This is a genomic window from Dyadobacter ginsengisoli DSM 21015 (assembly GCF_059568735.1).
In genome coordinates, this window is sequence record NZ_JCANTY010000010.1 from 321,937 (window position 1) to 334,080 (window position 12,144).

General features: G+C 50.5%; 8 protein-coding genes and 1 tRNA gene. 8 read left to right on the forward strand and 1 reads right to left on the reverse strand.

The genetic code is table 11. From position 1 onward, the window contains the following. Positions 1 to 24: 24 nt before the first annotated feature. Positions 25 to 462, reverse strand: a complete 438-nt coding sequence (locus tag BP71_RS32270; protein ID WP_496385761.1) for a hypothetical protein — start codon at positions 460 to 462, stop codon at positions 25 to 27. A 231-nt stretch (positions 463 to 693) separates the two neighbouring features. Between BP71_RS32270 and BP71_RS32275 the strand changes: the two genes are divergently transcribed. From BP71_RS32275 to BP71_RS32310, 8 genes are all read left to right on the forward strand, one after another. Continuing rightward, positions 694 to 1,809 (forward strand): acyltransferase family protein, encoded by a 1,116-nt coding sequence (locus BP71_RS32275; RefSeq protein ID WP_496385763.1) that lies wholly within the window; start codon positions 694 to 696, stop codon positions 1,807 to 1,809. An 84-nt stretch (positions 1,810 to 1,893) separates the two neighbouring features. After that, positions 1,894 to 2,598: an ATP-binding cassette domain-containing protein gene (locus tag BP71_RS32280; protein ID WP_496385764.1), complete on the forward strand. Its 705-nt coding sequence runs from the start codon at positions 1,894 to 1,896 to the stop codon at positions 2,596 to 2,598. A 192-nt stretch (positions 2,599 to 2,790) separates the two neighbouring features. Next, the gene (locus tag BP71_RS32285; protein WP_496385765.1) at positions 2,791 to 5,850 is read left to right on the forward strand and encodes a serine hydrolase domain-containing protein; all 3,060 of its coding nucleotides are present in this window, start codon (positions 2,791 to 2,793) and stop codon (positions 5,848 to 5,850) included. Positions 5,851 to 5,927: 77 nt separating this feature from the next. Next, the gene (locus BP71_RS32290; protein ID WP_496385766.1) at positions 5,928 to 10,292 is read left to right on the forward strand and encodes an Ig-like domain-containing protein; all 4,365 of its coding nucleotides are present in this window, start codon (positions 5,928 to 5,930) and stop codon (positions 10,290 to 10,292) included. Positions 10,293 to 10,368: 76 nt separating this feature from the next. Next, complete coding sequence (locus BP71_RS32295) at positions 10,369 to 10,821, forward strand: nucleoside deaminase (protein WP_496385767.1); 453 nt, start codon at positions 10,369 to 10,371, stop codon at positions 10,819 to 10,821. 61 nt (positions 10,822 to 10,882) lie between these two features. Beyond that, entirely contained in the window at positions 10,883 to 11,491 is a 609-nt protein-coding gene (locus tag BP71_RS32300; protein ID WP_496385768.1) for a superoxide dismutase, read from the forward strand. A gap of 126 nt (positions 11,492 to 11,617) precedes the next feature. Beyond that, positions 11,618 to 11,693, forward strand: a tRNA-His gene (locus tag BP71_RS32305). 301 nt (positions 11,694 to 11,994) lie between these two features. Then, positions 11,995 to 12,144 (forward strand): ISAon1 family transposase N-terminal region protein (locus BP71_RS32310; RefSeq protein ID WP_496385773.1); only part of this gene is annotated, 150 nt, incomplete at its 3' end.

Sequence of the window (12,144 nt, forward strand, 5' to 3'; positions counted from 1 at the left end):
CACATTCACGGATTCACTACCGATTTATCTTCCAAACAGCTGATCAAAGCTAAACCTCCCCTTCTTCGACAATGCTTCCAGCGTCTGTTGCTGGTCTGGTGTTAGCACCTCGATTACTTCCAGCCGCTTTTCTTCGGCCAGGCGTTTGCGGTCGCTACGTTTGTTATCGCCGCGACGTTTCATTTTCCTTTCCATTCTTGCATAACGCCGGTCGATCTTTTTGAGCTGCTTCTGCTGCCGCTTACTGAGTTGAAGCTGATCGGCGTACTTATCCATGTTCTTTTCGAGCCGCCGGTTGTTGAGCTTGCTCTTGGCAACAGTATCGTCGTTCTGATAGGCCTCGTCACGGCGACCGTCGCTACGGCGGCCGTCGCTACGGTGCGACTGTCCGAATGAATCGGAAGTAGCGAAACCGCCCAGCAACAGGCCGAGGGCGAAAAACAGCATCAGGATTTTTTTCATGGGGTGATGATGGGTTAAAAATTCGATGCTTATAACGGTGTTTCGATCAACCAATATATATATCCCCGATTTTTCATTATCCACGAGACTTATAGGCTTATTCAAATAAATATAGTTTTACCCGAAAGCACGGATGGTATTTTTTGCAATCTTTACAGTAGTTGCTATTGGTTTTATTTCAAACTCTATTCTATTTCCCAAATTTTATTCTCCTACACCCTAGTTTATCAGATGAAAGATAGTGCTCCTTCACAAAGGTTGTTGTCCCTGGATACATTGCGAGGTTTTGATATGTTCTGGATTTCGGGAGGCGAAGAGATTTTTCATGTGCTCGCCAAAGTCACCGGCTGGTCGTGGGCAATTATGCTGGCCCATCAGTTTACACACCCCGATTGGAATGGTTTCCGAGCCTACGACCTCATTTTTCCTACATTCCTCTTCATGGCGGGCGTATCAACGCCTTTCTCGCTTGGGAGCCGCCTCGAAAAGGGAGTTCCACCGTCGCAGCTGATTCGCAAGGTCATTCAACGGGGTATTATCCTTGTGATTTTAGGCATCGTCTATAACAACGGCCTGTTCGAAACCGAATGGTCTCACATGCGTTACCCAAGCGTCCTCGCACGAATCGGTCTCGCAGGCATGTTCGCGCAGATTATTTACCTCTATTTCGGGTTCCGCGCACGGTGGATCTGGTTTGGTGGGCTGTTGATCGGCTATTATTTGTTCATGATGTTCTATCCTGTGCCGGGCTGCGGCGCAGGTCTGCTGACGATCGACTGCAACCCCGCCAGCTACATCGACAAAATGATCATTCCCGGCCGCCTGCACCTCACGATCCACGACCCTGAGGGACTTGTCTCGACCATCCCTGCCATTGCAACCGGGCTCATGGGCATATTTGCCGGCGAATTACTCCGTACCAGCGGCGAAGTCCTCTCGCAAAAAAGTAAGGTGACTTACCTGGTATTTGCAGGAATCGTCAGCCTGTTGGTTTGCCTGGTCTGGGATTACTTTTTCCCTATTAACAAAAATCTCTGGACCAGCTCTTTTGTTCTTTGCGCCGGTGGATTCAGTACATTGCTGCTCGCGTTATTCTACTGGATCGTCGATGTGCTCAATTACCGGAAGTGGACTCTGTTTTTTGTGGTAATAGGCATGAATTCGATTGTGATTTATATGGTGGGCCGCTTTATTGATTTCGGCTACACAGCCCGCGCATTGTTCGGCGGATTACTGAGCTATTTCCCGCATGGCGCAGAAGCAGTGGGCGAAGTAATCGCATTCATTGCCGTACAATGGGTATTTATGTATTTACTTTACAGAAATAAATTGTTCCTGAAAGTATAAAGGTGTCAGGGATAGTCATTGAGTCAGGAATTGTCCTTCATTCACTGTTCCCGGGCAGCTCACTCAGTCATTCAAAATTAAAATATGATCGAAGTCACCAATCTGACCAAGGTTTACGGAACGCAGCGTGCGGTCGACGGGATTTCATTTGCCCTCAAAAAGGGGGAGATCGTGGGTTTTCTGGGCCCCAACGGCGCAGGGAAATCCACTACCATGAAAATCCTGACCGGCTATCTCAAACCTACGGATGGTGTAGCCAAAGTCTCGGATTTTGATGTGACGCGCGAGCCTATGCCTGCTCGCAGGTCCATCGGCTACCTGCCTGAGCATAATCCATTGTACCTGGACATGTACGTGAGCGAGTTTCTGGCTTTCTCCGGGAAGCTCTACGGAATGAGCGGAACTGCATTGAAAGCACGGATAGATGAAGTGATCGCGATGTGTGGGCTGGAACCCGAAAGGCGTAAAAAAATCGGGCAGCTATCAAAAGGATACCGCCAGCGCGTCGGCTTGGCGCAATCGTTTTTGCATAACCCGGATGTATTGATCCTCGATGAACCCACAACCGGCCTCGACCCAAACCAGATCCAGGAAATCCGCGAAGTGATCCGGACAGCGGGAAAGAACAAGACCGTCCTCTTCTCCACCCATATCATGCAGGAGGTAGAGGCGTTGTGCGACCGCGTCATCATTATAAGTAAAGGAAAGGTCGTGAGCGATAGCTCTATTGAGGAACTTCGGGAAACGGGCAGTTCACTGGAAGATATTTTTAAGAAACTGACGCAGTGACCCGGTTGTCTAACCGACGTAGTTGCCAAAACGATATTCGGCAAGGCAAATATTAGAATTGCATTAAAACGCTATTTTTCAGGACCTAAAGCAAGGAAAAATTGTTACTATTGTAACTTTTGACAATCCAGGATATGCAATGTCCAAGTTAAACAACCTAACATTCCCTCGTTAAAATCAGTGTTTCCAGGTATGAAAAATTGGTGGTTCGGCCGGTTTCGTGTTGTTGTAATAATCGTGGCGTTGGTAGTACTGACCTCCGTGGCATCCGTTGCCTGGAAGATGATTGCTGTTAAAACAATACCGGTCAAATCAGAAGTCCCGGCTATCCGGAAAAAAGCTCCAAAAGCACCCAAAAAGCGTCGTGATCCGGTGATTGTGCTTCCTGAAAATGAATGGGTGGACAGCACTTTGAAATCACTGACGATAGAACAGAAGATCGGACAGCTGTTTATGGTCGCTACTTTTTCCAACCGCGACGAATCTCATTACAAATACATCGATAAGCTGATCAATGATTACCAGATCGGCGGACTGATATTCTTCCAGGGTGGCCCGGTGGGTCAGGCACAACTAACCAACCGCTACCAATCGCATTCCAACATTCCGCTTTTCATCGGGATCGATGGCGAATGGGGCCTGGGCATGCGGCTCGACAGCACGATTTCCTTTCCCAAACAAATGGTGCTGGGTTCAATCCAGGATAATCAGCTGATTTACCGGATGGGCGGCGATATTGCGAGACAATGCAAGCGCCTCGGTATCCAGATCAACTTCGCACCCGTTGCGGACCTGAATAGCAATCCGGCCAATCCGGTAATCGGTATACGTTCGTTTGGCGAGGACCGGGAGAATGTTACCCGTAAGGCTATTGCTTACATGAAAGGTCTTCAGCGGAACAGAGTGATCGCCACTGCCAAGCACTTTCCCGGACATGGCGATACCGATGCCGACTCTCATTTTACATTGCCGGTCCTGACGCATTCTGTCGAACAACTGACGGAGTCTGATCTGTACCCCTACCGCGAGATGATCGCCGACAGTCTGATGGGGGTTTTGAATGCACACCTCTACATCCCGGCGCTCGACAATACGCCCAACCAGGCCAGTTCCCTCTCCGAAAAAGTTGTGACAGGATTGTTGCGTAAAGAGTTAGGCTTCCGGGGACTCGTTTTTACAGACGCCATGAATATGCGCGGCGTGCTTAAAACCGGCAAGGCAGCCGATGTTAACCTGAAAGCACTGATTGCCGGTAACGATGTGCTGCTGTATCCTGAAAGCATTGCAGAAACTATTACCCGAATCAAGGAGGCAATCAATCAGAGAGTGATCAGCGAAAAGATCATCGATGACAAAGTGAAACGTATTCTCCAGGCTAAATACTGGGCTGGACTGAACCAATACAAACCCATTGAAATCAATAATTTATACACCGACCTGAACAGCGAAAAGAGCCGGGAACTCTACCGGGAGCTGTGCGAGGCTTCGGTGACCGTTGTCAGAAATAATAACAACCTGATCCCTATCGGATCTGTGCTGGACAATAACCTGGCCAGTGTGAGCATGGGCGAAGGCAGCAGCATGGCATTCCAGAAAATGCTGTCGACCTACAAACCTACGCGTGCCTACACATTTTATGATGGTCCTTCGTCGCAGGAGCAGATTACGGAGATGCTGGGCTATCTAGAACCTTACAACACGGTAATCGTCGACGTGCATGGCATCAGTTCCCGCCCGGGCAGGAATTATGGCATTACTTCCGGCATGGTGGATTTTGTGAATCAACTGAAACAGCAAAATAAAAAGGTCATTCTTTGCCTGTTTGGAACTCCTTACAGCATTCAGTTTTTTCCCGAAACGGATGTACTGATCTGCGCCAGCCAGGACGGAAAGGATCAGCAGGAGATTGTGCCTCAGATTATCTTCGGTGCGCTGGGCTCACACGGGCTGCTTCCTGTTTCGGTACTTTCCTATAAGCCGGGAACCGGTATCAATACCACCACAATCAATCGCATCGCTTTCGGGACGGCCGAGAGTGTCGGTATGGATGGTACGACCCTCAAAAAAATTGACGAAATCGCTAATGCGGCTGTCAACGACCATGTGTTTCCTGGCTGCGAAGTTCTTGTGGCCAGACAAGGGAAGATCATCTATGAAAAACAATTTGGCGGGCTGAGTTACCGGACCAATGACCGCGTGACCCCGGAAACGATCTACGATCTGGCATCGCTCACCAAAGTGTCGGCCACCCTGCAGGCAGTGATGATGCTGTACGACCGCAAGCAGATCGATCTGGATGAAAAAGCATCCAAATACCTGCCCGAACTTACCGGGACGAGCAAGCAGAATTTCACCATTCGCGACCTGCTCATGCACCGATCCGGACTGATATCGTTTTACCCCTCGCTTTGGGACCGGACTAAAACCAGCGCAGGTGGTCTGCTGCCAGAGTATTACAGTTCCAAGCAGGATACCGCTTACTATCTGCAGGTCGCTCCTAAGCTTTTCGCAAGAGGCGCATTGCGCGATTCGGTCTGGAAATGGGTCGTGCAATCGCCCATGAATAATCGCCGAGACCGCGCGGGCAACTACGGCTACCTTTACAGTGATCTTGGCTTTCTGACATTACAGAAAATCGTGGAAAAGGTAACAGGCCAGTCGCTGGACATTTTCGTAGCAGCCAACATTTACGAGCCGCTAGGACTGAGTTGCCTGGGATTCAATCCCTTACGCCGATTTCCGGAGAAACAGATCGCTCCGACTGAGCAAGACTACCGCTTTCGGGGACAGCTTCTGCAAGGTACCGTACACGACCAGATGGCAGCCATCGTAGGCGGCATTTCCGGACATGCCGGCTTATTCGGCACAGCCCGAGACCTGGCGGTATTGCTTCAAATGAACCTCTGGAAAGGTACTTATGCCGGTCGCAGATATTACGAGCAGGCGACCGTTCCGTTTTTTTCCCGGATGTATGACGAATCGCACCACCGTGGATTGGGATGGGATAAAGCACCGGCAGACGGCAATAGTTCATACGTCTCGCCTCAGGCTTCCGTTAACTCTTTCGGGCACACGGGTTTCACCGGCACGATGGTGTGGATAGACCCGGAAGAAGACCTGGTATTCGTATTCCTTTCCAATCGCGTCAATCCGGATGCAGAAAATACAGCCATTACTACGCAGCGGACTCGGAGAAAAATCCATGATGTCGTATACAGTTCATTGATCCAACGGAAAAGTCAGCTTCCGTAAATCACCTTCAGCGTATTTGAAAAATATCTCTAACTTTACCAGTCAAAAGGTTAGCGGAAAGATATTTAGACAGATACATGAAAAGGACATTTATTAAAGAAAGTTTATTAGCCATTCTCGTCACGGTATTCAGCCTGGCATCTTCATTCGGACAAACAGCCATTACCACCGGGGCAATCACCCCGACTCCCATTTGCGCAGGCAGCGATGTTTCCGTGGCATTCACCACAACTGGTACGGTTGCCCCGCTAACCAGTTTTATTGCACAACTATCTGACGCAAGTGGTGCATTTGGTACCCCAGTCAATATCGGCAATGCAGCTGCATCTCCTATTAGTGCGACTATTCCCGCAGGTACTGCAGCAGGTTCGGCATACAAAATACGTGTTGTCTCGGTTTTGGTGGCAGCGCCTGTTACTACAGGCTCAGAGAGCGCGGCATTGACCATTAACGCTGTTCCCGCCGCGCCAACGGTTGTAACACCGGTAAACTACATACAAGGTGACACCCCAACAGCGCTATCGGCGACGCCCAATACCGGGTTACTTTGGTATACAGGTCCGTCGGGAGGTTCAGGATCACCCACGGCGCCGATCCCAACGACCACTGCTGCCGGAACTATCAGCCATTATGTATCTCAGACAGTTACCGGCTGCGAAAGTACAAGAGCCAAAATCGACGTCATAGTCGCTGCCTGTACACCACCGGCTGCGCCAACAGTTGCCAATAAATCCTATACCGTTGGTGACGCTGCAACACCCCTCACCGCTACGGGAGCGGGCTTGTTGTGGTACACGGCAGCATCAGGAGGAGGCGCCGGTTCGCCTACCGCCCCAACTCCGTCGACTACGACAGCCGGAACTACCAGCTATTTTGTATCTCAAACAGTGGGTGGATGTGAAAGCGCAAGAGCGGAAATTGTCGTGACGGTTACCGCATGTACACCACCGGCCGCACCAACAGTGGCTAACAAATCATACACCGTAGGAGACGCCGCTACCCCGTTGACCGCTACCGGTGCAGGACTGAAATGGTATGACGCTGCTTCCGGAGGAACAGGATCTGCAACAGCACCTACTCCATCCACGGCTGCCGCAGGAACCAAAAGTTATTTTGTATCCCAAACAGTGGGTGGATGTGAAAGCGCAAGAGCGGAAATTGTCGTGACGGTTACCGCATGTACACCACCGGCCGCACCAACAGTGGCTAACAAATCATACACCGTAGGAGACGCCGCTACCCCGTTGACCGCTACCGGTGCAGGACTGAAATGGTATGACGCTGCTTCCGGAGGAACAGGATCTGCAACAGCACCTACTCCATCCACGGCTGCCGCAGGAACCAAAAGTTATTTTGTATCCCAAACAGTAGGTGGATGTGAAAGCGCAAGAGCGGAAATTGTCGTGACGGTTACCGCATGTACACCACCGGCCGCACCAACGGTGGCTAACAAATCATACACAGTCGGTGACGCTGCAACACCATTGACCGCAATGGGAACTGCCCTGAAATGGTATGCTGCCGCAACGGGCGGCGCGAGTTCTGCAACAGCACCTACGCCATCTACCGCCACTCCCGGAACAACCAATTATTTTGTATCTCAAACAGTGGGCGGATGTGAAAGCCCAAGAGCACAAATTACAGTGACTGTGAGTGCTTGTACACCACCGGCTGCACCGGGTGTTGCTAATGTCTCCTATTGTATCGGAGCAGCGACAGCAACGCTTACAGCAACAGGGTCTAACCTGAAATGGTATGCTGCCTCATCAGGAGGAACAGGATCCGCTACTGCACCTAAACCATCCAGCGCATCCGCGGGGGTTACAAGCTATTTTGTGAGTCAAACCGTCGGAGCCTGCGAAAGTGCTCGGGCGGAAATCAAAGTTACGATCAACAAAACAGACGCTCCCGGCGTATCTGACGAGGAGTATTGCCTGAATTCCACTGCAACGCCTCTTACCGCTACCGGAACTGCATTGAAATGGTACGCTGCTGCGTCCGGCGGAACAGGCTCGGCAACCGCGCCTACACCCACTACGAATGCGGTAGGTACAAAAAGCTATTATGTAACACAGACATTGAATGGTTGTGAAAGTGAAAGGGCTGAAATAAAGGTTGTAGTTAAAAACCTTTCTGCGCTACCGACAGTTGCGGCGACACTAAACCTATGCCAGAACTCGTCAGCAGCCCCGTTGACTGCCACTGGGACATCGCTTAAATGGTACACGGCTGCCACGGGAGGCGCGGCGCTGGCATCTGCTCCTGTTCCTGTAACAACAACAGTAGGCACAACCAGCTATTATGTCAGCCAGACTGCTGCTGGTCTTTGCGAGGGCCCCCGCGCTAAAATCGATGTGGTGATAAAGGATACTCCTCTCGCCCCAACTGTAGTAACACCGGTTAACTATTGCATTGGGCAAACACCGGTAGCCTTGATTCCATCCGGAGGTGTTTACAAATGGTACAACGCCGCAACCGGCGGAACAGGCTCGGCAACCGCACCCACTCCAACCACTACAACCGTTGGTACCACTTCTTACTACGTCACGCAGTCTAATACTTATGGAAGCTTATCCTGCGAGAGCCCTCGTGCGAAATTGGACGTGGTGGTCAATGCGACACCTGCCAGCGTCAGCGCACTATCGGAGGCTTTCTGCCAGGAACGCACCGATAAAAACTACACATTCCCGACCCAGGCGGGCTCTGGCAATACCCTGAACTGGTATACCACTGCCACCGGTGGAACACCCAGTGCAAGCACACCTTCCATTAACCTGAAGAACTCCGGAGAAACCACTTATTACGTGACGCAATTGACAAACAAAGGCTGCGAAAGTGCAGCAAGAGTACCTCAGAAAGTACGCGTAAAACCATTGCCTGGCTTGCCCGCCATTGCCCAGGCTTTGATCGAGTATTGCCAGTTTGTCGCAGCGGAACCATTGAAGGCTACACCGGTGGCTAATGCTGCATTGGATTGGTTTGGTACCAATGCAACAGGGGGAACGTCGAGCCCGGCAGCACCAACCCCTTCTACCGCCGAAGGAGGTACTACATCGTTCTATGTAGCACAGACATTGGAAGGCTGTACAAGCGACCGTGCAAAAATCGATGTCAAAATCAACACGACACCGAAACCTGCCACCAAAACCTATCTTGAATATTGCCAGAATGAAGTGGCTCCGGTACTCGACGCAACCGGAACTGTGCTGAAATGGTACCGTGAGGCTGGTGGTACAGATTGGCAGGGTGTTCCGTTCGTACCATTTACGGAGAAAGTACAAGACTATTCCTTCTATGTGACTCAAACGGGATCGAATGGGTGCGAAAGTCCGAAAGAGGAAATCAAGATCCATATTAAGTCACTGCCATCCGCAACGATTTCAGGGAACTCCATCGTTGACTTAGGACAGTCTGCCACGATTAATATCAAGTTTACCGGCGATGGTCCATGGATCTACGTTCTGTCCAATGGCCTCACCGACACCACCGACCAGGCCAACCATCAGGTTACTGTAAAACCAAGTACGACCACCAGCTATCTGGTTACCGAGGTTTCCAATGCATGCGGCAAAGGCCTCCCTATCGGCAGCGCTCTGGTGACGGTTAAAGTTCCTACCATTAACTCGGGAAGCCCCTCCGTATCGGAAGTTTGCGCGGGTAAGGCTTTCAATATACCCTTCCAGCAGTCGGGTGATTTCCCGGCCGGTAATACCTTCAAGGCCCAGGTAGCAACGGAGAATAGCGATAGCAAATTTGTGACGATCCCATCCGTCGCTTCCTCGAACGTGGTAACCGCGACATTCCCGGATACCACCAAGGGCGGCACCTATTTCGTGCGTGTGGTCAGTTCAGGTACCAATCCGGACTTTACGGTGAAGGGGAGCGTAAGCTCGATCACGATCAACGTGAGCCCGCTGCCGGTTGCGACATTAACGGGTACTCAAACAATCCTCGTGGGTGAAAGTGCGGAACTAAAAGCCGAGATCACGGGTAAATCGCCATGGAAGTTCAGCCTGAACAACGGCACAAAGGACACGCTCATCACAGCGAATTCAAGTCCTTACACCTTCAAGTTGTCTCCCAAAACCACCACCACTTATGCCATTACGAGTGTTTCTAACGCATGTGGCAACGGAAATGGCGTCGGTACCGCGCGGGTACAGGTGGACCCGATCCTTGGTGTAGAACCCCCTGCGCCTGCGGACTGGGCGAAAGTGTATCCGACTGTTATCCAGGACAAATCTACCGTAGAGATAACCGGTACTATTTCGCCAAAACAGGCCAGTGTTGAAGTAATCGACCTCAATGGCCGTTCCCACTCGATTCAGGCCATCAAGCAGAAAAAAACAGAGGTTAACTTCAGCACCTATCCGTCCGGACTGTATTTATTAAGAATCCAAAACGGCAATCTGACAACAGTGCAGCGTGTCATGAAGCCCTGATAAAACTCAATCCATTTAGCGGGACATTTATTGCTGAGCAGTAAATGTCCCGCTTTTTCATATCACCTTTACCCGCATGAATATTCAGGCAGACATCATGGATCATTACTTTATGGAAGAGGCGCTCGGCCTGGCGCATAAAGCATACGAGGAAGGTGAGATTCCCGTCGGTGCGCTGGTCGTGGCCAAAGACCGGATCATCGGCAAGGGCTACAACCAAACGGAGCGGCTCCACGACGTAACCGCCCATGCCGAAATGATCGCCATTACAGCGGCCGCCGACCATCTGGGCTCGAAGTATCTGTCCGATTGTACGCTTTATGTAACACTGGAGCCTTGTGTGATGTGTGCGGGAGCACTTTACTGGACCCAGATCAAAAGGGTTGTCGTAGGAGCGCCCGATGAGAAACGAGGATTCTCGCTGATAGGCCAGCCACTTTTACACCCCAAAACAAAGTTTGTAACCGGCATTATGGCAGCCGAATCGCAGCAGCTTCTGCTCAAATTTTTCAGGCAATTAAGAACATAAAGCGGTTTTCTGCTGTTAGCCAACTGTTAAAGCATTTTTTTCAATCATAAACTACACTGAAATGGCATTTACACTTGATCCCTTACCTTACGCAAACAATGCACTGGAACCGCACTTCGATGCATTGACCATGGAGATACATCACGACCGTCACCACCAGGCATATGTTACTAATCTGAATGCAGCAGTAGCAGGCACTGAGCTGGAAGGCAAAACCATAGAACAATTACTGGCTGGCATCAGCAAGGCTCCTGCGCCTGTACGCAACAATGGCGGCGGTCACTGGAACCACACTTTCTTCTGGAAATCACTGTCGGCAAGCGGCGGCGGCGAGCCAACCGGCAAATTGGGCGAAGCCATCACCGCGAAATTCGGTTCCTTTGCTGCTTTCAAAGACGAGTTCAAAAAAGCTTCCATCGGCCGTTTCGGATCGGGCTGGGCATGGCTGATCGTGAAAGAAGGCGGAGAAATCGCCATCACTTCAACTCCTAACCAGGACAATCCATTGATGGACATCGCCGAAGTAAAAGGCACACCGGTGATCGGCCTGGACGTGTGGGAACACGCATACTACCTGAAATACCAAAACAAGCGCCCCGACTACATCGACGCATACTGGAATGTAGTTGACTGGAAAGCGGCTGACGCACTGTACACTGCGGCTAAATAATTAGGCTTCGGCTTGCGGAGGGGTTTGTGGTTTGTAAATTTTTTGTAAAAATGTCTTGCAAGCTGCAAACCTTTTCCTAATTTTGTGCTCTCGAAACGGGGTTTCCCTGCAACGAGAAGCTAAAACGGAGGTTGTAGCTCAGTCGGTTAGAGCGCTAGATTGTGGTTCTAGAGGTCGCGGGTTCGAGACCCGTCTCCCTCCCTTGAAATAAGTTCAAAGTCAAACAAAATGCCTGTAAATCAATGATTTGCGGGCATTTTTGTTTTTCAGATCATATCAAAAAATGCAAAAATTCCGGATCAGTCCTAAAACTTGTGGGGCGGCGAAAAATCTATTTGTTTTGCGATGAATCCATATTGAGCGCATTGCACCGCGGCGGCGGACCGCGAGTCCTATTTATCCCTAGTCCGCTTCCTGTTACCTGAGGACATCCTCGGCTAGGCGCCCCCGATTATTTCGAACTTTCTAAAATCGTTGAAGGCTTAACAGGCCTGCACATCTATCTGGAAGAAAAAAATCTCCCTCCTTCCGAATACAAAGACCAAAAGTTAGAATCCAAAGGCTTCCTGCCCGAGATTTACGTCCAAGATTTTCCCATTCGCAATCAGAAGGTTACGCTTTGCATTAAGCGTCGGCGCTGGGAAGTCAAGGAT